Origin of the sequence: Actinosynnema sp. NPDC023587 (assembly GCF_040640215.1) — a bacterium.
Taxonomy (GTDB): Bacteria; Actinomycetota; Actinomycetes; order Mycobacteriales; family Pseudonocardiaceae; genus Actinosynnema.
The window spans coordinates 42,306-64,990 of the sequence record NZ_JBFABG010000023.1; the positions used below are offsets into that span (position 1 = coordinate 42,306).

Annotated in this window: 23 protein-coding genes and 1 pseudogene; 5 read left to right on the plus strand and 19 right to left on the minus strand. The window is 68.5% G+C overall.

What is annotated here, in order from left to right; genetic code table 11:
- Nucleotides 1-157: 157 nt before the first annotated feature.
- The 7 genes and pseudogenes from AB0G01_RS33500 to AB0G01_RS33530 form a co-directional block, all read right to left on the minus strand.
- The gene (locus AB0G01_RS33500; RefSeq protein WP_360954287.1) at nucleotides 158-463 is read right to left on the minus strand and encodes a S26 family signal peptidase; all 306 of its coding nucleotides are present in this window, start codon (nucleotides 461-463) and stop codon (nucleotides 158-160) included.
- A 52-nt stretch (nucleotides 464-515) separates the two neighbouring features.
- Entirely contained in the window at nucleotides 516-1,406 is an 891-nt protein-coding gene (locus AB0G01_RS33505) for an IS3 family transposase (RefSeq protein WP_360954290.1), read from the minus strand.
- Nucleotides 1,403-1,705, minus strand: a complete 303-nt coding sequence (locus AB0G01_RS33510) for a transposase (RefSeq protein ID WP_360954293.1) — start codon at nucleotides 1,703-1,705, stop codon at nucleotides 1,403-1,405. Before AB0G01_RS33510 ends, AB0G01_RS33505 begins: the two co-directional genes overlap by 4 nt.
- Before the next feature lie 62 nt (nucleotides 1,706-1,767).
- A pseudogene (locus tag AB0G01_RS33515) lies at nucleotides 1,768-1,980 on the minus strand (S24 family peptidase); the annotation flags it as partial.
- A complete protein-coding gene (locus AB0G01_RS33520; RefSeq protein ID WP_360954296.1) occupies nucleotides 1,977-3,857 on the minus strand; it encodes an ABC transporter ATP-binding protein in 1,881 nt (626 codons plus the stop codon). The gene AB0G01_RS33520 and the pseudogene AB0G01_RS33515, both read right to left, overlap by 4 nt.
- Nucleotides 3,854-4,393 (minus strand): TlpA disulfide reductase family protein, encoded by a 540-nt coding sequence (locus tag AB0G01_RS33525; protein ID WP_360954303.1) that lies wholly within the window; start codon nucleotides 4,391-4,393, stop codon nucleotides 3,854-3,856. Before AB0G01_RS33525 ends, AB0G01_RS33520 begins: the two co-directional genes overlap by 4 nt.
- A gap of 9 nt (nucleotides 4,394-4,402) precedes the next feature.
- Nucleotides 4,403-4,960, minus strand: coding sequence for a MauE/DoxX family redox-associated membrane protein (locus AB0G01_RS33530; RefSeq protein ID WP_360954306.1), 558 nt, complete (start codon nucleotides 4,958-4,960; stop codon nucleotides 4,403-4,405).
- A gap of 524 nt (nucleotides 4,961-5,484) precedes the next feature.
- On the opposite strand from AB0G01_RS33530, the gene AB0G01_RS33535 reads away from it, so the two are divergent.
- Both AB0G01_RS33535 and AB0G01_RS33540 read left to right on the plus strand, forming a co-directional pair.
- The gene (locus AB0G01_RS33535) at nucleotides 5,485-6,528 is read left to right on the plus strand and encodes a helix-turn-helix domain-containing protein (protein WP_360954366.1); all 1,044 of its coding nucleotides are present in this window, start codon (nucleotides 5,485-5,487) and stop codon (nucleotides 6,526-6,528) included.
- 28 nt (nucleotides 6,529-6,556) lie between these two features.
- A complete protein-coding gene (locus AB0G01_RS33540) occupies nucleotides 6,557-6,742 on the plus strand; it encodes a hypothetical protein (RefSeq protein WP_360954309.1) in 186 nt (61 codons plus the stop codon).
- Nucleotides 6,743-7,371: 629 nt separating this feature from the next.
- On the opposite strand, the gene AB0G01_RS33545 is transcribed toward AB0G01_RS33540, so the two are convergent.
- From AB0G01_RS33545 to AB0G01_RS33560, 4 genes are all read right to left on the minus strand, one after another.
- The gene (locus AB0G01_RS33545) at nucleotides 7,372-7,935 is read right to left on the minus strand and encodes a hypothetical protein (RefSeq protein WP_360954312.1); all 564 of its coding nucleotides are present in this window, start codon (nucleotides 7,933-7,935) and stop codon (nucleotides 7,372-7,374) included.
- A gap of 219 nt (nucleotides 7,936-8,154) precedes the next feature.
- Nucleotides 8,155-8,979, minus strand: a complete 825-nt coding sequence (locus tag AB0G01_RS33550) for a hypothetical protein (RefSeq protein WP_360954315.1) — start codon at nucleotides 8,977-8,979, stop codon at nucleotides 8,155-8,157.
- Entirely contained in the window at nucleotides 8,976-9,446 is a 471-nt protein-coding gene (locus AB0G01_RS33555; protein WP_360954318.1) for a DUF6301 family protein, read from the minus strand. The genes AB0G01_RS33550 and AB0G01_RS33555 overlap by 4 nt, the downstream gene beginning before the upstream one ends.
- A 432-nt stretch (nucleotides 9,447-9,878) precedes the next feature.
- Complete coding sequence (locus AB0G01_RS33560; RefSeq protein WP_360954321.1) at nucleotides 9,879-10,286, minus strand: MerR family transcriptional regulator; 408 nt, start codon at nucleotides 10,284-10,286, stop codon at nucleotides 9,879-9,881.
- A gap of 49 nt (nucleotides 10,287-10,335) precedes the next feature.
- Between AB0G01_RS33560 and AB0G01_RS33565 the strand changes: the two genes are divergently transcribed.
- Nucleotides 10,336-11,220 (plus strand): NAD(P)-binding domain-containing protein, encoded by an 885-nt coding sequence (locus tag AB0G01_RS33565; RefSeq protein ID WP_360954324.1) that lies wholly within the window; start codon nucleotides 10,336-10,338, stop codon nucleotides 11,218-11,220.
- 352 nt (nucleotides 11,221-11,572) lie between these two features.
- On the opposite strand, the gene AB0G01_RS33570 is transcribed toward AB0G01_RS33565, so the two are convergent.
- On the minus strand, nucleotides 11,573-12,505 hold the full coding sequence (locus AB0G01_RS33570) for an NmrA/HSCARG family protein (protein ID WP_360954327.1): 933 nt from the start codon (nucleotides 12,503-12,505) through the stop codon (nucleotides 11,573-11,575).
- 93 nt (nucleotides 12,506-12,598) lie between these two features.
- Here AB0G01_RS33570 and AB0G01_RS33575 point away from each other — a divergent pair, with 93 nt between their 5' ends.
- Complete coding sequence (locus AB0G01_RS33575) at nucleotides 12,599-13,156, plus strand: helix-turn-helix domain-containing protein (protein ID WP_360954330.1); 558 nt, start codon at nucleotides 12,599-12,601, stop codon at nucleotides 13,154-13,156.
- A gap of 239 nt (nucleotides 13,157-13,395) precedes the next feature.
- Here the strand turns inward: AB0G01_RS33575 and AB0G01_RS33580 are convergent, their stop codons facing one another.
- The 4 genes from AB0G01_RS33580 to AB0G01_RS33595 all read right to left on the minus strand — a co-directional run bounded on the left by AB0G01_RS33580 (nucleotide 13,396) and on the right by AB0G01_RS33595 (nucleotide 18,222).
- Entirely contained in the window at nucleotides 13,396-14,184 is a 789-nt protein-coding gene (locus AB0G01_RS33580; RefSeq protein WP_360954333.1) for an ATP-binding protein, read from the minus strand.
- Nucleotides 14,181-14,879 carry a response regulator transcription factor gene (locus AB0G01_RS33585; RefSeq protein WP_360954336.1) on the minus strand — a complete coding sequence of 233 codons (699 nt, stop codon included), beginning with the start codon at nucleotides 14,877-14,879 and terminating at the stop codon, nucleotides 14,181-14,183. Before AB0G01_RS33585 ends, AB0G01_RS33580 begins: the two co-directional genes overlap by 4 nt.
- Nucleotides 14,879-17,038, minus strand: a complete 2,160-nt coding sequence (locus AB0G01_RS33590; protein WP_360954339.1) for an MMPL family transporter — start codon at nucleotides 17,036-17,038, stop codon at nucleotides 14,879-14,881. Before AB0G01_RS33590 ends, AB0G01_RS33585 begins: the two co-directional genes overlap by 1 nt.
- Before the next feature lie 338 nt (nucleotides 17,039-17,376).
- Nucleotides 17,377-18,222 carry a hypothetical protein gene (locus AB0G01_RS33595; protein ID WP_360954342.1) on the minus strand — a complete coding sequence of 282 codons (846 nt, stop codon included), beginning with the start codon at nucleotides 18,220-18,222 and terminating at the stop codon, nucleotides 17,377-17,379.
- Nucleotides 18,223-18,576: 354 nt separating this feature from the next.
- On the opposite strand from AB0G01_RS33595, the gene AB0G01_RS33600 reads away from it, so the two are divergent.
- On the plus strand, nucleotides 18,577-19,392 hold the full coding sequence (locus AB0G01_RS33600) for a hypothetical protein (RefSeq protein ID WP_360954345.1): 816 nt from the start codon (nucleotides 18,577-18,579) through the stop codon (nucleotides 19,390-19,392).
- A gap of 253 nt (nucleotides 19,393-19,645) precedes the next feature.
- On the opposite strand, the gene AB0G01_RS33605 is transcribed toward AB0G01_RS33600, so the two are convergent.
- The 3 genes from AB0G01_RS33605 to AB0G01_RS33615 are packed head-to-tail and all read right to left on the minus strand — an operon-like array spanning nucleotide 19,646 to nucleotide 22,330.
- Complete coding sequence (locus AB0G01_RS33605; protein WP_360954348.1) at nucleotides 19,646-20,320, minus strand: response regulator transcription factor; 675 nt, start codon at nucleotides 20,318-20,320, stop codon at nucleotides 19,646-19,648.
- Nucleotides 20,317-21,465 carry a histidine kinase gene (locus tag AB0G01_RS33610; protein ID WP_360954351.1) on the minus strand — a complete coding sequence of 383 codons (1,149 nt, stop codon included), beginning with the start codon at nucleotides 21,463-21,465 and terminating at the stop codon, nucleotides 20,317-20,319. The genes AB0G01_RS33605 and AB0G01_RS33610 overlap by 4 nt, the downstream gene beginning before the upstream one ends.
- A 16-nt stretch (nucleotides 21,466-21,481) precedes the next feature.
- Nucleotides 21,482-22,330 (minus strand): CPBP family intramembrane glutamic endopeptidase, encoded by an 849-nt coding sequence (locus AB0G01_RS33615; protein ID WP_360954354.1) that lies wholly within the window; start codon nucleotides 22,328-22,330, stop codon nucleotides 21,482-21,484.
- Between the last annotated feature and the right edge of the window lie 355 nt (nucleotides 22,331-22,685).

Here is a 22,685-nt window from a genome sequence, read left to right on the forward strand (position 1 = left end):
TGGCGGTCGTATCTCCACGCCACATAGTCATATCTCTATGGTTCATGTGCACGATCACTCCAGCTCAGCGCCTCAGTGCAGAGTTCTGGCACCTAACAAGCCCCCGCGAGGGCAGGCCGGCAATAGTGGGGGCGTCGCGGAGTGGATGTCGGCACTGTCAGGTGCTCTGCTTGGACGACAGCGGGCGCTGCACGGCACCCAGCACGCGGTCGGTGGGGAAGTAGCCGAAGCGGGCCGAGTCGAAACTGGCGTCCCGGTTGTCGCCGAGAAGGACGAGCATGCCCAGGGGTACTCGGTCTTCCGGCACGTCGGCCAGTGCGGGGACGATGTCGCGTGGCACCGGATCGCCCGGGACCGCGACCACCCGCTTGATGAGCCATTCGATGCGGGGCACCTCGGCTCCGCCGATGCGCGTCGCGACCGGGGGAGCGGGCCATTCACCCCGGTGCATCGGTCGTTCCACCACGACCACCTTGGGGTTGCCCCGTTTTGACGGACAGGGTCGATGAGTGCGGTCAGGCTACCCGGTCCGCCGGGTGATAGCGGGTCACTTCGTAGGTGGCGGGGCTGAGGTAGCCGAGGCTGGAGTGCAGGCGGCGGGTGTTGAACCAGCCCTCGATGTATTCGAAGATCGCCTTGTGCGCGCTGGTCCTGGTGGGCCAGGGCTGCCGGTCGAGCAGTTCGGCTTTGATGGTGGCGAAGAACGACTCCGCGACGGCGTTGTCCCAGCATTGGCCCTTGCGGCCGACCGACAACCGCACGCCCAGGTCGTCGGCGAGGGCGCCGAACCGGTCGGACGTGTATTGACAGCCCCTGTCGGCGTGGAAGATCACGCCGGGCTCGGGGCGTCGTTGACGCACGGCATTGTCCAAGGCCTGGGCGACGAGGTCGGTGCGCAGGTGATCCGCGGTGGCCCAGCCGACCACCCGACGTGAGGCGATGTCGATGACGGTGGCGAGGTGGAGCCACCCCTCCCAGGTGTGGATGTAGGTGATGTCCCCGCACCACCGCGTGTCGACATCCGTTGCGGCGCAGGAGAAATCACGCCGGATCAGATCCGTCGGAACGGTCGCGGCGGGGTCGGGGACGGTGGTGGTGCGCCAACGCTTCGGTGCGCGTCCCGCGCGTCCGGTCTCGCGCAGCAGCCGGGCGACGCGTTTGCGGGAATGCCGATGACCCCGGGCTCGCAGCTCGGCGTGCACCCTGGGCGCGCCGTAGGTTCCCTTGGATTCGTCGTGGATCGCCACGACCCGCGCGCTCAGATCGGCGTCCTGTCGTGCGCGGGCGGTGGGCGTGACGGTGCGGTGGGCGTAGTAGGCGGACCGGGAGACCTTCAGCAGTGAGCACGCCCGCTGGACGTTGCCGCCGCCCGCTCGCTCCGCCTCGATGAACGGGTACGCGTTCACCGGATCTCCTTCGCGAAGAAAGCCGTGGCACGCCGAAGTATCTCCACGTCCTCCGACAACCGAAGGTTCTCCCGCCGCAGCCTTGCGAGCTCCTCCCGCTCGTCGGTGGTCAGCCCGTCGGCGCGGGTGCCGGAGTCACGTTCGGCCCGCACGACCCACTGCCGCACTGCGGTCTCGGTCAGGTCGAAGTCCTTCGCGACCTGACCCATCGAACGGTCACCCCGCGAGCACAACTCCACGATCTCGGCCTTGAACTCCGGGGGGAACGACCGCCGGGGCCGCCGCTTCTTCCTGCCCATGGGCTCCATGATGGGACATCCCTCCGGGGACATGCGTCCCCTGATCTCGGATGTCCGTCAAAACGGGTCAAGCCCACCTGTCCTGCCTTGAGAACACTACGGCGCTGCACGAGCACGCGGTCGCCGTCGCGGTAAGTGGGCTCCATGCTCACACCGCGCACGGTCACCGCGACGAGTCTGCGTCCCAACAGTGCGGCCGTGCACAGCATCACCGCGACGGCCGCCGAGAGCACACATGCGCCCAGCGTCATCACCATCCACAGGCGGGCGTTCATCGCACGACCTCTCGCGCCTGATAGCCGGAAGCCTGTAAGGCGAACAGCCGCGCGTACTCCCCACCCGATTCGATCAGGGCGTTGTGCCCGCCCCGCTCGACGACCCGCCCGCCGCCGAGCACGATGATCTCGTCGGCATCCCGGACCGCGCCGAGTCGGTGCGAGATGAGCAGGCTCGTGCGGCCACTCCGGTGTTGCCGCAGCGACGCGTGGATCTCGTGCTCCGCCTGGGCGTCGAGACCTGCGGACGGTTCGTCGAGGATCATCAGGTCGCGCCGGTGGCGGAGGAACGCGCGCGCCAGCGCGAGCCGCTGCCACTGCCCAGCGGACAGCACCACGCCTGTTTCCGGGTTGTCCCTGTCCGCGTTGGTGAAGAACATCCGGGACAGCAGGGTGTCGTAACCGTCGGGCAGTTCGGTGATCCTCTCGTGCACACCGGCCCGTCGCGCGGCTCTGGTGATCCGTTCCCGGTCGTTGATGGAGTCCAGGTCGCCGAGGCCGATGTTCTCGGCTGCGGTCATGTCGTAGTCCATGTAGTCCTGGAACACCGCGCCGATTCGTTGCCGCAGCTCGGCGGGATCGACCTCGCGGATGTCCACGCCGTCCCAACGGATCGTGCCCCGAGTCGGGTCGTACAGCCGGCACAGCAATTTCACCACCGTGGACTTGCCCGCTCCGTTCAAGCCGACCAGGGCGACCGCCTTGCCGTGCGGGATGGTCAGGGTGACCCCGCGCAACACCCACGGGTGCTCATCGGAGTAGCGGAACCACACGTCACGCAATTCGATGCCGTGTCGCATCGGCGGCAGAGCAACGGGTTCGGCCGCCACCGGGAGATCGGGCCCGGCCGCGGTGACGGCGATGTAGTGGTCGAACATCAACAGGGCCTGGTGGGCACGGGCGATCTCGGTCGCGAGAGCGCTCAACGCACTCTGGACGCCGATCACCGCTGCGGTGAAGACGGTGATGTCCCCGATGGTGAGCCGGCCCTGCTGAGCGGCCCAGACGGCCCAGACCAGGCCGCCGCCCGCCACGACGGCGGCCAGCAGGCCGAGCCCGGTCTGAACGCGCACCTCCGCGCGGTCCACGGCTCGTTTCGCCGCATTGGTGGTGTGCCGCTGGGACGACATGCGACCGCGCAGGAAGCCGCCGATCCCGAACAGCCGGATTTCTTTGGCGGCAGCCACGTCGGTGAGCAGTTGACCGTAGAAGATCTCTCGCCGCTCGGCCGGGCCGATGTCCCAGAACATCCGGGCACGCCGGCGGGAGAGCGCCGTCTGGGCGGCCAGCGCCGGTACGCCGCACAGCAGCACCAGAACTGTCATCACGGGGCTGAGCAACAGCAACGTGCCGACGAACCCCACGACGGTGATCGCGGACCTGCCCGTACCGAGAATCCCGTCCACTGCCTGGTTGGGCGTGTGACCGCCCGCCTGTTGTGCGATCCGCAGCCGGTCCAGGAAATGCGGGTCCTCGAAGCGGCCCAACCCGACGAATCCCTCCACCGACTTGAAGAGCCGGTCCTGCGCGGTGAGTCCGACAGCGCGCTCCATCTCGGCCCGCAGGTACTTGGTCACCTGCGGGGTGATCGCCACGACCGCGCCGACCAGGCCGAGCCCCGTGGCGATGACGATCAACGTGGTGCCCTGCGCGGCTCCGGTGGCCAGGTTGTCGATGACGAGCTTGGTGAGCCAAGCGCCGACCACCGGCAGGGCACCACCGACGAGGGTGAGCACCAGGTAGAGGGCGAACGCGCCGGGGGCCGCCGTCGCGGAGAGCGAACACGCCGCGACGGCCCGGTGCCAAGTCGTCCTCGCCGTGGTCCGATCCGCTCCGATCACCTTCGTCGCCGCCGGACCCGCCGACGTGGGGGTCATACCGAGGCCCAGGGCCGGTCCAGGGCCAGGTGGTCGTCGCGGACCGTCAGCAGTCCCTCGTCGCCAGGGCCGATCATGAGCACAGTCGGGAAGGCACGCGCTTTGAAGGCGGAGCTCAAGGCACCCTCGCGGCTCTCCACCACCACCCGGGCGACCGGAGACAGTTCGCTGACGAACTCGGCGGCCGCGTCCGCGTCGCCGACCACGACGGCCAGCACCCGGTCCCGCCCGCCGGGCATGGTGTTCGCGTACCGCACGAACTCGGGCATCTTGTCCTTGCACGGCTGGCAACCGGGCGAGAAGAACGCCACGACGGTTTCGCCGGTCACCAGGTCCCGGCTCACCGGACTACCGTCCATCGCGAACGTCTCGAACGCACCGACTTCCTCGCCGGCCCGGAGCGCGGGCGCGGGGTTCTCCCCGGCGGACAGCAGCTCGGTGTGCTCTCGCAGCCGCTTGACCACGCCTACTGTGAGGACCAGGTCAAGCAGGGCGACTACCCCCACGACCACCACGGCCGCGATCAGGAACTGCATGGCATCTCCTCATGATCTTCCGGAGATCGTCCATGATCTCGGAACCTTGCCGACTGGCTGGAACAACTCGACGATGTCGTCGAGCAGGATGATCACGGCCCCGGCCGGCGGACCGGCGAGCGCGGCCACGAGTGCGCCGGCCGAATCGACCGGGCCGGACGCCATCGACGTCATCACCGCACCGACGGCCGCGACGACCGCGAGGATGAGGTTGCGCACGACGTGCACCGGCCCGAGCGGCACGTTCGAGGCACCGAAGCACCGGCACGCCGCCGAAACACCTCGCCGCGCGCTCACCGCGATGGCGACCGCGAAGATCACCGACAACAGCCCGGCGACCAGCAGTCCGGTCGCTGCGGCGGGTGCCGGCGGCATGGCGAGCAGCACGCACACGGCGAGCTCGGCCGCCAGTACGAGCGATGCCACGGGTTTCACCAGTGCCGACGGCAACAGACGCATGTCGCGGACCGAGGACGCGAAGGCAGCGAACGATCCCCGGCGGGCCAGCTTGCTCACCGAGGAGGCGAGGAACACCACGCCTATCAGGCATCGCAGGCCGATGGCCAAGTACTGCATGCGAGAGCCCCTCAAATGATCGTGGTGCGGCAGGAGGGACGAGGTGGCGGGCTGCGTGACACCCCGGCCCGCCACCCGGTCACGGGCTGCTGCGGTCAGCAGTCGCAGACATACGCGCCGTTACACCCGGCGCACGGAGCGTTGTAGCCGCACGGGCCCGCGCACTGCCAGCAAGCCGGCCAGCTCCCACACGACGCGGACGAGGCCGCCGCGTCGACCTCCGGGACGAAGATCCCGAGCAGTCCGGCTCCCAGTGCCTCCAGCATTTTGTACATGCGACAACTCCTTGGTATCGACCGAGAAACGTCTCCTGATGGCTCGAGCCACCCCAAGCGTGCTGGTCGGCGTCAGCGCGGAGCAACCATGGCCAGCCGTTCCGAACGGGTGTCGAACAGACCCGGACCAACTCATCGCCGTTCAGCCACGTTCGAGCAGGAATAGCCTGGTCACGACGCTGTTCGAGTCGGTGCGCGAACATGCCTGGACACAGATCGCCGATCACCAGATTGGCGGTCGTGCGATGTGGGGCACCTGGGCCAAGGTGGGGTGATGGGGCGAGGCGAGGGGGCGGCTCGACCGAGCCGCAGAGGCACGCACCAGAGCCGGCTCACCTGAAGGACCCGGCCGAGTTCGCAGCCGAGCTGCGCGCGTTGCGAAACTGGTCCGGGCTGACGTACCGGCAGTTGGAAGGCAAGGCGAAGGCGTTCGGGAACACGCTCCCCGCCAGCACGATCGCGACCACCGTGGGCCGAAGCACGCTGCCCCGGGACTCCTTCGTCGAGGCGTTCACCCGCGCGTGCGGGCTCGGTGACGAGGACGTCCGGCAGTGGCTGGCCGCCCGCAGGCGCATCGCGGTGGGTGACCGTGCGCGGACCGGCGGCGACCCTCGCAGCGATCTGCGGGACGAGGAACCCGGCCTGACCCAACCGGACGGCTCTGCCGTGCCACACCGTGTTCCGTGGTGGCTGCGTGTGGCAAGCCTGGTCACGGCGGTGGCGGTCGGTGTCCTCGGCATGCTGGGCGTCCAGGCACTGCGGTCGGGCACCGACCCGCCGCGAGCGCAACCGCCTGTGCCGGGACTGGGCATTCCCGCCGTGGGAAGCTGGGCGAAGATCCACCCCGCGCGCAACCCCGACTTCTGCCTCACCGAAGGCCGAGATCGGACACAGCGCTATCCCACCGCCGTCGCCGCCCAGCACCCGTGCTCGCAAGCCGACCTGCCGCGCACGTACATCGAGCCGTTGGGCGACGGCGTGGTCCAGATTCAGTGGCATCACCCGAAGTACGCCATCGGCTGCCTCACCGTGCTCACCGACGGCGAGGGCCGCGATCTGGTCGAACCCCGGGACGACTGCTCGGAGAGCGATCCGGCCCAACGGTGGCGGATCGAGCCGGTCGGCTCGCCGGCGGCCGCGCACTTCCGCATCCGCCCGGAAGGCACCGGCCAGTGCCTGAGCCTGCGCGACCAGGACACCGTCGAAGGTGCCGAGATCGTCCAAGGCCGTTGCTCGGGCGCAGCCGACCAGCAGTACCTGATCGAGGTGATCCCACCGCCGTAGGCACCTCGCCGACCGGCACCGCGGCCTGTTGGTCACCGACGGCTTCATCCTGGTCGGCGGTCGGATCGTCGGCACCTGGACGGCAATGGAAGGAACCGTGGCCGTCACGCCACTGCGCCCGTTCACCAGATCCGAGCACGTCGCCGTCGCCAAGCAAGGCCGGGAACTCGCTGCATTAATCTCCGACTACGCTATCACCGCGAAGCGCAGGTGAAGGACTTTACGTCATTGACATCGCCTGATCCGTTGTACTTCGGCCAGCCGGGGAAAATGCACAGCGGTCGGGAACGCCGGCGTCATCGGTTGTGACGATGGTGTTCGCCGGATCGGTGCCTTTCTCCACCCAGTTCTCGATCGTCGCCAACTGGTCCCACTCCGGTTGAAAAGCCGACGAGGGATCTGCTGTGCCGTCCATGCCTGTGTCGGGTGGGTGGTGACGCCGATGACGGGCAGGCGTGTAGTGTCGTGTTCGAGGAATGCCAGTGCAGGCTCATCGAGGGGGTCGGACCCACAAGCTGTCGGCGCAGGGCCGCATTCTGCGTGCCGCAGCACGAGCAGCCCGGCGTCCTTCGCCGTTTTGCTGCGCAGCAGCACCCACGGCACGGGCGGCAGCTTCCGGGGCACCTGATACAGCAGGGACACGATCACCTGGGCGTGCTCTCAACACGGTGGCACTCGCGCTCTACCGGCGATGATGACTTTCCGAGTGGCACACGCGTTCGTCATTGAAGCGCCTGTTCGGCGTCGTGTTGTGATGAGCAGTCGTGCTTGCTGTGGATGGCGACGGGCGGATGGCGTCCGTGCCAGTGAGCGTTCGATGCTCTTGAGCGAGGTCTACTGGCACTAGCTGATCAACTTTATTCCGGCGGCATCGAGCGCCTGGTAGGTCAGCCGGGGCAATTCTTCCGGGGGTAGGCCGCTCAAGTCGGTCAGGTAGAAACCGTTGCTCACCTGTGCGCTGATCATGCGGCCAGAGGGGAAGTGGATGACCACAGTGGCGACGTCTGAGCGAACGGCTCCGTAGCCGATGGGCCCTCCGCCGTCGTCCAGCCAGGCCGACATCAGCACCGACTTCTGCAGGTAGTCCTGTGAGAACGCCACGGTGTGGGCACTGGGATGAGCACCGGTTCGAACGCAGGCGGTGACCTGGTTGGAAGCGCCGGTGACGGCCACGAAGCCGTTGGGACGCGTCATGACCGGACCCGTGACAGGCTCCGCACTCCTGTGTGAGCCCGGCCCGCCGACACACTTCGCCACAGTCTCCTGCACCGCGACCGGTGACACCAGGCCCCACTGCGGACTGGCCACCCCCACCACGGGAGGCTTGAACAGGAACGACAAGATCATCGTGCTACCGGCGAGGACGAGCGCGCCGAGCACCAGTTGAGCCGTGACCCGTGCCACCATTCACGCAAGTCTGCCGCCTACAGCGCTGAAGTGGTGGTGGATTCGCACAACCGGTGGGATGTCGCTCGTCCAAGCCCGTCACCGCGAAAGACGTTCTCCCGGTGTTCTGTGACCGTCTGCGGAGAGGGGGATGGCGAGCTGGCCCGATGGTGTCGCGCACGGGGCGCTCGGGGTACATCAGGACGGTGGTCGGGTCGGTGGGTCAGCAGGTCACATGGATCAGCCGAGCCCGAGTGCGGGAAACTCCACCGGGGTAGCCCTTACTCCTGCGGGTTCGCGCCACGCGCGGTAGCAGAGTTCATCAGGGCTCATGATTCCGTATGCCTCATGCAGTGCTGCGGTGCAACACTTCGCCAGCAGTACCAGTTCTTTCGTGAGCGCGGGGCGTCGAAGCGAGGACGTCCAGTTGGGTTGCGCGACGTTGGGTGCGATCCAGTCAAACCTGCGGAGCTGGAACTCGTCGGCATCCTCCACGACGTCTCTTCCCGGCGCTTCCGCGTAGAGCCGGTCAGGTGCGCCGGCGAACTGGACGTATCGCATGGGGTCCGTCGTCGCATGGACGATGAGGAAAACATGATCGATCACGTCGCGGAGCGTGTCCGCGAGTCGGTCGTTGAACAGCTCCCAGTCGTACGCGATCTTCCACGGCATCGGAACCGGTGTGATCGTGGTGGTGAACCGCAGCTCTGCGTCGTCGAACGCGATCAGCTTCTCCAACGGGCTGCGATGATCGGCCCGCTCGAAACCCTCCACGCCCGCCCTCGGGTCACGGGTGGTCACCGCGTACCCGCCTGGTCTGTCGGTGATGACCTCGACGGGCATGCCGTGGTAGGTACCGGGGCGGAAAAGGTCGTAGCACTCCAGCACGTCGTCGTGGGTGAGGCGCTTCACGAAGGAGCGTCGTCCCACCTGGGTGAACGACTCGTCGACTGCGTGGTTCGACGTGATCCACCATTTGTTGACCGAGTGCTGCAAGCGATAGTCGACGTCGCGGTAGCGGACGAATCGTCCGGGCACCGGAAGGCGGTCGTTGTTCGTGCTCATCGGTATCCGGCCTTCCGGTCGAGCTTGAATCCCTGAGGGGTTTCGAACATCGCGCGGAGGCTTCTGTAGGTGAGGTTGAACGAAATCCGTCCACCGGACGCGGTGACCCAGTGCGCGGACGTTGTCTCCTCGAAGTCGCGCATCGTCGGCACGCCCCAACGAGCTTCCGCCTCACGCACCATCAGGGCGAACGCGTCCCCGAGGAATCGCCTTGACCCGGGAGTGACCTCGCGGATGCGGTCCGCGACGTCGAGCCTGAGGTACGACAGGTCGCTCTTGGTGCTGATGGTCATCACATCCGGGACGGTGAACCCGGACACCGTGTTCATGAGATACGAGGTGCCGTTTTCGATCTCGATCGTCCACCCGAGCCACTCGACGGCCAACTGGTGCACTCGGTCACGCGTGAGCGGCCAGGCCTCAACCTCCCAGAACTCCATGAGGTCGCATGCCTCGACAGGCGTCATCGCTCTCCAGCTCACTTCTCGATCATCTCATGCCGGACTTGCGAACAGGCGGTACGCAACGAGGGCCTTGATGCCACCATCGGGTCGGTGCTGCTCCAGGATGGTGTGCTCGGTGTGCTCGGTGTGCCGGAGAGCGCGTGGGAGCGGGTTGGGGAGCAGTATGGGAGCACGTGTCTTGACCCCTATTGCCGTTCCGAAGAGGTGACGCAATTATACGCCCGTACTGCTCCCTTGATCTGTGGTGTTTCGAGCATGGTGTCGATCATGGGTTGGGTGACGTGGGAGTAGACGTCCATTTCGTGTCGGTGGATTCGAAACGGCATGGTGAAGACCTTCATGGTGGTAGTCGGTCCTGAGGGATGTCGGATATCCGTGGACGTGTGTCCCGTCACCCGGGACGGCGTTCCCGCTGGCACGGCCCGTCCCTGCGGCTCAGGCGGGGACGGGCTCTGGCTCGGCACCGTCAAAGGGTGGGTAGCTTTCGCCGCCCGTTCGCTCGGCCGCATCGATGTAGTCGGCGAGAGCGTCGCGGGATTGGGCGAGCCTGTCCATCTGCTCGTCCAGTCGCCGCAGCCGTGACCGCATCGCGGCCAGCAATTCGGGGCAGCCAAGTAGTTCCGGGAGCTCTCCGACCGCGCAGGGGAGCAGGTACGCGATGTCCTCCGAGGACAGACCGGCACCAAGCAGGTGCCGGATCTGCTTCACCCGCAGCACGGCGTCCTCGCCGTACTCGCGGTAGCCGTTCGCGCCCCGGTCCGCGTCCAGCAGGCCCTGGGCCTCGTAGTAGCGCAACTGATGGGCGTTGACGCCCGCCCGTCGACTCAGTTCCCCGATCCGCATCGAAACCTCGCTTGACCTTCACACCGGTATCAACGTTGACGATGCTGCCATGAACAACGAAACCACCACACCCGTGGCAGTCATCGGGCTCGGACTGATGGGCCAGGCACTCGCTGGCGCGTTGCTGGAAGCCGGGCATCCCACCACCGTGTGGAACCGTACGGCCGCCAAGGCCGACCGGCTGGTGGCCAGGGGTGCGCGGCTGGCACCAACGGTGGGCGACGCGCTCCAGGCGGGTTCCCTGACGATCATCTGCGTCACCGACTACCAGGCCGTGCACGAGCTGCTCGACGCGAGCGACATCACGCTGGACGGCACGACGTTGATCAACCTGACCTCGGGTGACTCGGCCCAGGCCCGCCAAGCCGCCCAGTGGGCTGAGCTGCGCGGTGCCCGTTACCTGGACGGTGCCATCATGGCCATCCCGTCGGCGATCGGGACCGCCGAGGCGGTGATTCTGCACAGCGGGCCGCAGTCGGATTTCGAGGCGCACAAGTCAACGCTCGACGCGCTCGGCACCGTCACCTACCTCGGTGCGGACCACGGGCTGGCGTCCCTGTACGACGTGGCCGGCCTGGCCATGATGTGGAGCGTCCTGAACGGCTGGCTCCAGGGCACTGCCCTGCTCAGGACGGCCGGTGTCGACGCCACGACGTACGCGCCGTTCGCACAGCAGATCGCTGCCGTTGTAGCCACCTGGCTGCCCGGGTACGCCGAGCAGATCGACAGTGGCTCCTTCCCCGCCGAGGTGTCGGCCCTGGAGACCGACGCGCGGGCGATGGCACACCTCATCGAGGAGAGCGAGGCGGTGGGCGTCAACGCCGAACTGCCGAAGTTGATCAAGGCGATGGCCGACCGCTCGATCGCCGCAGGACATGGCGGAGAGCAGTATCCCGTGCTGATCGAAGAGTTCGGCAAGTTCCGCAACGACTGACCGATCCCGACACCGGAAGCGAGCGTCTGGCATCAGGCTCGGCGGGATGGCCGAAACGGTCGAGCAGAGCCGTCTCGCGAAGTGCAGTTCGCCGATCTTGCTATGGCGTAGCAAGATCTCGCCTTGAGCGAAGAGGGGAATGTCGTAGTCATACATCCGCTCCACCCAAACCCGGTGGGTGATGTGCCTGTGGGGCCACAGCGAGCATTGTTCGGACTCCACGTATGTGATGACGGGCCGGATGAGGAGTCTTCGGTCGTGCCAGTCCAGCTCTTGGGCACACTGCTCGACGGGCGGCGCAGACAACCCGTTACCGGTTGTTGGCGGGGAATCCGTGACGGGGAAACGAGTTTCACTTCCCGGCCGGGCCGGACGACCGGTTGGGCAGGGTGTTCTTCGCCCAGTCGGCGAAGGTCGTTGTGGGTACGCCCCAGTGTGCGGCGAACTGTGGTCGCGCCGGCGCGGGGTGGGCGCTCATGTGTTGCTGTGCGTGGAGAAGTGCCGTGGGAAGGCCCTCCGCTCGGACGTGTTCCGGGCTGGGGGGAAGTTCGATGTCGGTCCCGAGTGCCTGGGACAGGATTTGTGCGGCGTCGCGGAAGCTCACGACGTCGCCGGCGAGTTCCAGTTCGACGCCGTGGAAGCGATCTGGTTGTGCGAACGCTGCGGCGGCAGCGGCTCCGATGTCGTCCACCGCCACGAAAGGGTGTGCGACGTCGGGGTCGGCGGCGACGGCAAGGCGGTTCGAGGTCATGTCGGCGAAGTAGGGCGATGGTCGGACGAAGTTCTCCATGAACGTGGCCGGCCTGAGGATCGTCCACTGTGGAAATCCTGCGGTGCGCACGAGGTTCTCGACTGTGGCCTTGCTGCGGTAGTAGTGCCGGACGAAGGAGCCCCAGCGCTGTTCGTCGAAGTTCTCGACGTCGATGGTTCCGGCACCCGAGACCGAAGTGTGCACCACGTGTCCGACCTGCGCCTCTCGGGCGGCCTTGATCAGGTTGTGGCCGTGGCGGACTTCGGAGTCGCCCGACAGGTCGGTGATGTCGGGCGTCTGCACGGAGAACACCGCGTGGGCGTTGTCGAGAGCCGCTTCCAACGACGGGACGTCGTCCAGGTCGCCTTGCACGAGAACGGCTCCGAGTTCACGCAGGGCGGCGGCCCGATCGGTGTCGGTGTCTCGCACCAGGGCCTGCACCGGGATGGTGGAGGCGAGCAGCGCGCGGACCACGGCACCTCCCTGTTTGCCGGTCGCTCCGGTGACCAGCACGAACGACTGCGATGTGGGCACGGCATCCTCCGATCGGTAAGTGGGGTGCTACCCCACTTTGCTTGGGCTACGATATGGGGTGGTACCCCGTTTGTCTAGCGAGAGGTCGTCCCGATGGCGAGCAGTGGGCTCAAGCCGCAACGGGCGGACTGGCAGCGCAACCACGAGCGGCTCCTGGCGGCGGCCCGGCCCCTCGTCGCCCGGGACGGAGCCCAGGTCTCCTTCGAGGAGGTCGCCCGCGAGGCCGGCGTGGGTTCGGCCACCCTGCACCGGCACTTCCCGTCCCGGCGCGCGTTGCTGGACGAGGTCTTCCGCGAGGCTGCCGAGCGCTTGCGCCGGCGAGGTGACGAGCTGCTCGGCGGTGACCCCGGCGCGGGACTCCTCACGTGGCTGGAAGAGCTGACCGTGGCCGCTGTCGAAACCCGTGGCCTGTCCGCTTCGTTGGAGGCCGACGCGGACGGCGGGCCGTCATCCGCTGAGGGCTGCCACGGCGTGGTGCGGACGGCGACCGTTCACCTGGTGGATCGAGCGCTCGCGGCGGGTGCCGTGCGACCGGGAATCTCACCGGACGACCTGCTTGCCCTCGTGACGGCCATTTCCCTGGCCACCGAAAGTGATTCGGCAGCGGCACGCCGTCTGCTCCGCCTCGCCTTCGACGGCGTCCGCCCCTGAGCGTCCACCGGGGCACGAGCCGAAGACCTGTCAGCCGCCGACAGCGGCGTTGGCAAACCTGGGCCGGGCGGATCTGTGCGGCGTACCGGCCGACGAGCTGCGGGTCACCTCCAGGGCCACCAGAGCGGCACCTGTGGCCAGGACCCGGATGCCGACCGGGCCGCCCGGCTGAGGACGTGGGTCCCAGGTAGGCGAGGCTGGAGAGCGGGGTCCGCCTCGATGCGATCGGTCATGGCGGGTCAGGGAGTGCTGTCGACGGGGAAGGTGACCCAGACTGTGGTGCCCTGCCCAGGTGTCGAGGTGACGCCGACCGTGCCGCCGTGTGCGGTGACGATCGCCTCTACTATGGCCAGGCCCAGACCTGATGAACCTCCGTCGCTGCCGCGGCCGGAATCGGCGCGGTAGAAGCGCTCGAAGACGTGCGGCAGGTGCTCCGGTTCGATCCCGTCGCCGTCGTCGCGCACCGCGATCGTCACTCCTCCGTCCTGGCGGGTGACGGTGACCGTGACGGGCGTGCCGGGTCGGGTGTGCTGCACCGCGTTGCCGACGAGGTTGCGCAGGACCTGTTGGATGCGGGGGCCGTCCCCGTCGATGACCGCTTCCGCCACCCCGCGCAGACTGATGGCCCGGTCGGCGCTGACGACCCGGGCGTCGTCGACCACCTCGCCCGCCAGCGCGACCACGTCCACCGGATTGCGGTCGAGCGGACGGGCCGCGTCGAGGTGGGCCAGCAGCGCCAGTTCGTCGACGAGCAGTCGCATCCGGCCGACCTCGACCTGCATTCGTTCCATGGCGTGGTCGAGTTGGCCGGGTTCGCGCAGGGCACCCTGGACGTACAAGTCCATCCAGCCCTGCATGGTCGCCAGTGGGGTGCGCAGCTCGTGGCCCGCGTCGGCGACGAAGCTGCGCAACCGGTCCTGGGCTCGCCGCTGGGCGTCGAACGCCTGCTTCACCGCGGTGGCGATGGCGGCTTCCGGCCCGGCGAGCAACAGGACGAGAGCGAGCCGCCACCGTGGGTGCCGGTTCACCGTTGCACCGCCCGCAGGTTGTACCCGAATCCCCGCACGGTCTGGATCAGCGACGGCCCGCCGGAGTCGATCTTGCGGCGCAGGTTCGAGACGAACCGCTCGACCACGCTCGTGTCGCCACCGAAGTCGTACTGCCAGACGTGGTTCAGGATCTGCGCCTTGGAGACCACCCGCCCCGAGTTGATCAACAGGAAGCGCAGCAGGCGGAACTCGGTCGGGGACAGCTCGACCGGACGCCCGCCCCGGGTCACCTCGTGCCGGGCCTCGTCCATCACCAGGTCGCCGCAGCGCCACATGCCCTCCGGCACCGCCGGCGGCACGCGGCGGGCGCGTCGCAGCAGCGCTTCCAGCCGTGCGGCGACCTCCACCACGCTGAACGGCTTGGTGAGGTAGTCGTCGCCGCCCAGGCGCAGCCCGCGCACGCGGTCGTCCAACTCGTCGCGCGCGGTCAGGAACATCACCGGCACGTGCACGCCCTGCGACCGCAGCAGGTGCAGCAGGTCGAAGCCGTTCGTACCGGGCAGCATCACGTCCAGCACGATCGCGTCGGGCGGGCGCGCCTCGATCGCGGCCAGGGCGGCCGGCACGTCGCCGGCCGCCTCGACCTCGAACCCCGAGAACCGCAGCGCGGACAGCAGGAGCGTCCGCAGGCCGAGGTCGTCGTCCACTACGAGGATCTTGTCCACGTCCTCCATCACACCACCCCGACCGGGGCGCGCGGGTGCTCCTCGGCGGTCCTGGCGAGCCGCGCGCCCTCCACGTCCAGGTTCGGCAGCACCCGGTCGAGCGACCGGGGCAGCCACCAGGCGCGGTGCCGGGTCAGCGCCAGCACTGCGGGCACGAGCGTCATCCGGATCAGGAACGCGTCCAGCACGACGCCGACCGCGAGCGCGAAGGCGATGGGTTTCAGCGTGGCGTCGCCGCCCGGGACGAAGCTCGCGAAGACCGCGCCCATGATCAGCGCCGCCGCCGTGACCACCCGTGCCGAGGCGCGGAATCCCCGGTCGACCGCCTGCCGGGGATCGCGACTGCGCGCGTACTCCTCGTGCATGCGGCTGACCAGGAAGACCTCGTAGTCCATCGCCAGGCCGAACAGCACCGCGATGAGGATGACCGGCAGGAAGCTGATCACCGGACCGGTGGCCGAGACCCCGACCAGATCGGCCGGCCAACCCCACTGGAACACCGCGACCACCGCACCCAACGTCGCGCCGGCCGACAGCAGGAAGCCCAGCGTCGCCTTCAGCGGCACCACCAACGACCGGAAGGCCACCATCAGCAGCAGGAACGCCAGACCCACGACGATCAGGGCGAAGGGCACGAGCGACGCGCTCAGCAACTCGGAGATGTCGATGCCGACGGCGGTCGAGCCGGTGACCCCGACGGTCTCCCCACCCACGGCTTGGAGGTCGACCACCAGCCGTTCAGTGCGTTCGTCCTGCGGTCCCGTCTCCGGGATCACGGTCAGCAGCGCGTACCGGCCGTCGGTGGACAGTCGCGGGCGTCCGGTGGCGACCACTCCGTCCACCGCGCCGAGCCGCTCGGCCAGCGCCGTCGCGGCGGTCTGCGCATCGCCGTCGTCCGCCAGGTCGGCCAGAACCAGCAGCGGGCCGTTGAAGCCCGGCCCGAACGCGTCGGCGGTCAGGTCGTAGGCCTGTCGCTGCGTGCTGTCCGGGGGCGCGGAACCGTTGTCGGTGAGCGCGAGCCGCAAGTGCACCGCCGGGACGGCCATCACGCCGAGCACCGCGACGACAGCGAACGTCGTGACCAGCGGCCTGCGGGTGACCAGCCGAACCCAGCGCGCCCCCGCGGTCGGCCGACCGTTCCCGGCCTCGCGGCGGGCCGTCCGCGAGGTGGGCTTCGGGCGCAGCCGTTCTCCGGCGAAGCCCAGCAGGGCCGGGATCAGGGTGACCGCCACCAGCACGGCGACGACGACCGTGGCGGCCGCGGCCAACCCCATCGCGGAGAGGAACGGGATGCCCACGACGGTCAGCCCGGCCAAGGCGATGACCACGGTGAGGCCGGCGAACACCACGGCGGTGCCTGCCGTGCCGGTCGCGAGGGCTGCGGACTCGGCCACCGGCATGCCGGCCGCCAGTTGCGACCGGTGCCGCACGACGATGAACAGCGCGTAGTCGATGCCGACCGCCAGCCCGAGCATGAGGGCCAGGGCGGGCGCGGTCGTCGGCAGGGCCAGCGCGCTCGCGGTCGCGGCCAGGCCGGTAGCGGTCACACCCACCCCGAGCAGCGCGGTGAACAGCGGCAGTCCGGCGGCCACCAGCGAACCGAACGTGATCACGAGAACGACCAACGCGATCAGCAGCCCCAACGCCTCGGTGCCACCCTCGTCGGAGCTGTCGCCGTAGGCCGACCCGCCGACCTCCACCCGCAGCCCAGCCTCTCGCGCCGGTTGCACCACCCGCTCCAGCGCGTCGAGGGAGCCGCTCGCCAACTGGGCGCGTTTCTCTTGGTAGGCGACGTACGCGAGAGCGGTCCGACCATCCGGCGACACCGTCGCGGTGGTGAACGGATCTGTCACGCCGGCCACCTGCGGTGCCTCCGCTGCGGCGGCGAGGGTCCGCGCGATGACGGGTCGCAGTTCGGCGACCTGACGGCCTGCGGGCGCGACGAACACGACCTGCGCGGAGGTCCCCGATGAGGCGGGGAACTCCTCGGCGACCGTGCCCAGGACCTGCTGGGCACGCGAGCCGGGGATCGAGAAGTCGTCCTCGTACCCGCCACCCGCGGTGCCGGCGAGCGCCCCGAGCCCGGTCAGGATTGCCAGCCAGGCCACCAAGACGACCCGGCGACGCCGGTAGGTCCAGGCACCGAGCCGACAGAGCAGTACGGCCATGACGGTGAGCTCCCATGCGGTCGTGGATCAAGGAGCTCTCATCACACCGCTCGTACCTGAAGGCCCGGCGTCCACGAACCTGATGGTTCCCTGCCGGTTGCCTGACGGTCGGCCCGTGCCGATGGTGTGCCCCGCCGGCTGCTCCCGGCGAGCGGTTCCCAGTGCTTCCGGCTGCCTACCAGGACCGAGCAGGCCGTACATGTCGTGGACGAGGCCGTACGGGCGGGAAAGCGGATTACCGTGCCACCGGTCACTTGCTCGGCAACGGCGACATGCTGGGACTGAGGGTCTTTCGCGCCGAACCCGAGTTGTCGACCTTCGCGGTGGCGTTCCGGGTTTCAGGGGTTCCAGTACGTGGTGACGTGCGTCCGTTCGAAGCGTCGGGCGGCCAGGTCGGCCCGGGGAATCGCCCAGTGGACGGTGGTGCCTTCCAAACCTCTGACGTCGGGGTACCAGTCGGCGAGCAGCACCCAGTCGTCGGCGTCGGGTGGCTCTGCGGTCGGCCGGTAACCCGCTCGTTCGGCGTCGGCCGCGATCTCCGCGGCGGAGGTGACGGGGTCCAGCCCGGATTCGTCCGTGCCGTAGCCGCCGATCTGGAGCGGGCCGTCGGAGGCGATCTTGCCCCGGGTTTCCCACCACACCGCGACCAGTTCCTCGGAGCGTGGGTGGCCGGGCAGCGGCACGGAGTACGGCGGCTCGGGGACGTCCTTGATTCCGCTGTGCGGCAGGGAGACGTTCGTGGCCAGGCGCAGCTCGCCCTGGGGCAACGCTCGGCAGACCTGTTCGTACTCCGGGATTTCGCCGTAGAAGTACGGGTTGTTCTCCCGTTTTCCGACTGTGGTGCCGGCGGGGACGTGGAGCGCTTCACCGGCGGTTGCCGCGCTGGGTTCGTCCGCCAGGGGAAAGGCGAACAACAGCAGTTGACCGTCCGGGGGTAGCGGAAGGTCCGTGGCGTCCGGGGGCAGGGCCTCGCAGTCAATGGTGGCGACGAGGGGAAACCACGGGTTCGGGGCGTCGACGGGAAGCATCAGGGAGCCACCGAAGCGGGCCACGACCGGTCCGTTCGCGGACGGCGTCAAGGTCGCGCACGGGCGGGCGATGCCGATCCACCGGCCGACGTCGCCGGCCGGGATGCCTCGTGCGAGCGCCTCGTCGCGGAACGGGCCGAGAATGTCTGCCGTCACGCGGCGACCTTAGTCGCGCTCGCCGGGCCGAGACGAGGTTCGGTCGACGACTGTGCCCTTTCGGGCGGGGTGACGAGCTTCCGGGTTTGAGCATGAGGCGCACGGTCGGGGCGGTTGTCCGGTGGCCGAGTGTGGGTAGCCCGCCTCGGATCTATCGGTGGTCTCGGCGGGTGTTCGGTCTGGTTCGGGTAGGTCGATGTCCTTGGCTGAGGAGGACCGTTCGAGGAGCACTCTTCAATCACCCAGCCAGATGAAGAGCAGTTGCGCCAGTCGTAACGCCGCACCTCACTTCCCTTTCGGGCAAACGAATCGCCGGCACACTTCTCGGCATCGCCGGCTCCCGAAAGGACGGCTATGCGGAACTTGCGAAGGATCATCGTGGTGGTGGTCGCGGCCATCGCGGGCATCGCCCCCACGGCGCAGCCGGGGATCGCATCGGCGCAGGAGGCCGACGCGAGTTCGAGGTTCACCAGACTCGACACCGACGCCGCCGGCAATCCCGAGTCGGCGGGTGAGCCGAGATTCGTCGAGTTGTCCGGCAACGGCCGGTACGCGCTGTTCGCGGTGCACTCCACCAGCAACATGGTGCCCCCGCCGCACCGGACGGATCGTCTGCTCGGCCACTACCCGGTGCGCAAGGACTTGCGCACCGGTCAGATCATCCTGGTGAGCCGGAAGGAGAACGGCAGCCCGCTGCGGGCCGACTGGCGGTACTCCGCGATCGGCTGGGACGGCACCACGTTCGCCTACTCCACCGGTGAGACCGGCTCGGACCCGGCCGAGCGGGGCGCGCTGTTCCACCACGACCTCGTGACCGGCAGGACGACCACGCTGATCCAGTGCGCCGACCCGTTCGGCACCTGCCGGCGCGCCGGCCGACCACTCGTGTCCGACGACGGCACCAGGTTGGCGTTCGACTACCGGGCCCGGTCCGGTGACCCGGTCCGGCTGACGCTGCTCGACACCACCACCGGCGAACTGCGGACGTGGGAGGAGAACAGCAAGACCTTGTTCGCGGGCGTGGTGTCCGCCGACCGCACCGGCAGCCTGATCGGCCACTACTGGCTCAGCGGCGACTCGGGCCGGTTCGGCGAGTCCCGGGCCCTCGTCCACGACCAGTCGACCGGCAAGGCGATCTCCCTCCGGGGCCTGCTGCTCGGAGGCGGCTGATCGCGACCGGATGATCATGGGCGAGGACACCGAGCAGGAGGAGCGATCCGCACCTTGACGCTCTGGGCTCGGTCGCGGATCAGGAAGCGTGCGTGTCGGCTCGCGTCTTCGAGGTGCGCTCGGGAGGCGGGTCGACCCGGCGTCCTGGAGGATCTGCCAGACGGTGAAGGCGGCGGCCTCGATGCCGAGGGCAGCGGGCGCAGCAGCGCGAACGCGTTGCTTCATGCTGCGCACGGCTCGACGTGCGCGGGCTTCACTCGGCGACGACCAGTCCTACCCGGTAGGCGAGGACCACCGCCTGCACGCGGTCACGCAGGTCGAGTTTGGTCAGGATTCGGGAGACGTAGGTCTTCACCGTTTCCGTGGTGATGCACAGCTTCTCGGCGATCTCCGCGTTCGACAGACCGGCGGCGATCTGTACGAGCACTTCGAGCTCCCGGCGCGCGAGGGTCTGCCGGACGTGGTCCCGGGCCGGGTGGGTGGTGTCGGTGGGTCGCAGGCGCTCGGCGAAGTGGCCGATCAGGGCTCGGGTGACGGCCGGGGCCACCAGCGACTCCCCGGCGGCGACCGTGCGCACGCCCTTGATCAGTTCCGCCGGTGGCGCGTCCTTGAGCAGAAACCCGCTGGCACCGGCCTTGAGCGCCTCGTAGACGTATTCGTCGACGTTGAAAGTGGTGACCATCAACACTTTCGCCGGGGTGTCCACGCCGGGCCCGGACAGCCGGCGAGTGGCCTCGATACCATCGAGGATGGGCATCCGGATGTCCATCACCACGACGTCCGGGCGCAACCTCAGCGCCTCCTCGACGGCCTGCCTGCCGTCCGCGGCCTCGCCGACGACCTCCATGTCCGGTTGTGCCGAGAAGATCGTGTTGTACCCGGCGCGCACCAGTTCCTGGTCCTCGCACACCAGAACGCGGATGGTCATGCCTGCCTCCGTGACGGGATGAGAGCGTGCACCCGGAACCCGCCTTCGGGCCGGGCTGCGGCCACCAGTTCACCATCGAGCATCCGTACCCGCTCCCGCAGCCCACTCAGGCCGCGCCCGCCCGACCCGACCGCAGACCCGCCTGCGGAGATCCCGTCCGTCGTCACCTCGATCTCGATCCGGTCGTCGTGGTCGTCGATCTCGACCCGGGTCAGGTGTCCCGCCGCGTGCTTCATCGCGTTGGTCAGCGCCTCCTGCACCACCCGGTACGCCGCCAACTCGATGTCGACGGCGTGCTCACGCTGGTCGCCGCGCCTGGTCAACTCGACCGGCTGACCGGACAGCCGGGCCTGCTCGACGAGGTCGCTGACCCGGCCCAGGGTCGGCGACCGGTCGGCCCTCGCCGAGTCACCCGTCGCCTCCAGCACGTCGAGCAGGTGACGCAGTTCCGTCAACGCCCGGCGGCCCGTGACGCTGATGGCGTCGAACCCCTTCCCCACGTGTTCCGGCACCCCGTCGAGCAAGAACTGCGCCGCGTCCGCTTGGACGACCATCGCGGTCACGTGGTGGGTCACCACATCGTGCAGGTCCCGCGCGATACGGGCCCGCTCTCCGGCGGTCGCCACCTCGACACCCAGCCGGCGGTTCTCCGCCTCCTCGGCCCGCCACCGGCGCATCGCGGTCCCGGCCATCCACATCACCACCAGACTCAGGTAGAAGACAACGAACACTTGGAGCTGACTGGGCGAGCCCAGCAGGTGCAACGTGATCGCCAACCCGGTGTAGCCCGCGGTCGCCGTCGCCGCGATGACCGGGCGGTACCGGACCTGGTGCGCCCCGACCGCGAAGAGCGCCAGGTAGAGCCCGATGCCGGCGATGGTGTCCGGGTAGCCGAACGACTGGTGCAGTGCGAAGGCGATACCGATGATCGCCAGACAGCCCGTCGGCCAACGCCGCCTGATCGCGAGCGGCGCAGCTTGCGCGATGACCAGCACGAGCGCGAGCGCGTCCACCGGGCGTCTCGGCAAGTCCCCGAGTTGCGGGCCGATGGTCGACACGGTCGGCACGAACGCCAGGACCGCGAGAACCAGCGCAAGTGCACTGTCCTTAGTAGACGGGGATAGTTTTTGCCACGCTGGGAGCATCGCGCGAGCGTACTGGTCAGGCCCCGGCTTTGACACGGCGCTGGATCTGACCGGTGCGCGCGGCGCGGCGCAGCAGGAGGATACTGGGCACAACGCAGACCAGCAGCGCGATCAGGCTCGCCTCGGGCCCGAAGGTGCCACCGGTCAGCACGGTAGGGCCGGACAGTGTGGTCTGGAGCAGCCCGTTCGGCACCTCGGCCGAGCCGGACAACGCGACGCCGAAGATGCCGGCGTGGGTGAAGTTCCAGGCGAAGTGCAGGCCGATCGACAGCCACAGCGAACGGGTCGCGACGTAGGCGGCGGTCGTCAGCAACCCGCCCGTCAGGGCGATGGACAACACACCCCAGAGCGTCGCATCGGCGTTGATCGAGTGCGCCAGACCGAAGATCAGCGACGACGCGATCAGCGCGATCACCGTCCCGGTGCGTTCTTCCATGATCCGGAACAGCACGCCGCGGAACAGCACCTCTTCGGTGACCGCGACGCTCGCGACCAGCCCGGCGGTGCCGAGGCAACCCCAGATCGAGCCCCACGACATGTCCTGCCAGCCACCGAACATCCCGATCAGCAGGATCAGCAGGACGAACAGCCCGGACCCGAGCAACGCCCCACGCCACAGCCGGGACCACACCCGCTCCTTGGCGAGCTCGGGGACATCCGCCCGCTGCTCCACGACCTGCGACAGCTTGCGATAACCGGCCACGACAACGAGGACGGAGCCGACCCCCACCGGCAGGGCGAGCAGCGCGATGGGCGATACGAGCTGCATGATGACCGCGTTCGCCAGCATCACGACCGTGAACGTGACCAGCAGCAGGGGGAGCCGATACCTGCGTAGCTGCCCGACTTCCTTCGAACTGACCATTGCCCTCGTCCTCTCTGCGACGATTTCCTTGTGTGACACAGAGATTAGGTATCCGCCCCAGCCATGGAATCCCGCTGGGAACAACAACTCGTGTAGCTCTCAAGGGGGACAGCGGGCCTTACGCCGGGTGCCACGGCACCCAGCCCCACACTGCCTGGGTGCTTGGCGGCCTCGTCGTCCGGCCGTATGACCACGCCCACAACGCCGTGCGCACCGAAGTGGATCGACGTCGAGCCGGAAGGCTTCGAGCAGGGTTCTGGACTCACGAAACTCCTGGTGGCGCGGCCGGTGTCCGGCCGGCCTGCTCGCCCTCCACGGAATGCTCTACCTGACCACCGCGATCACCGCCGCCAAG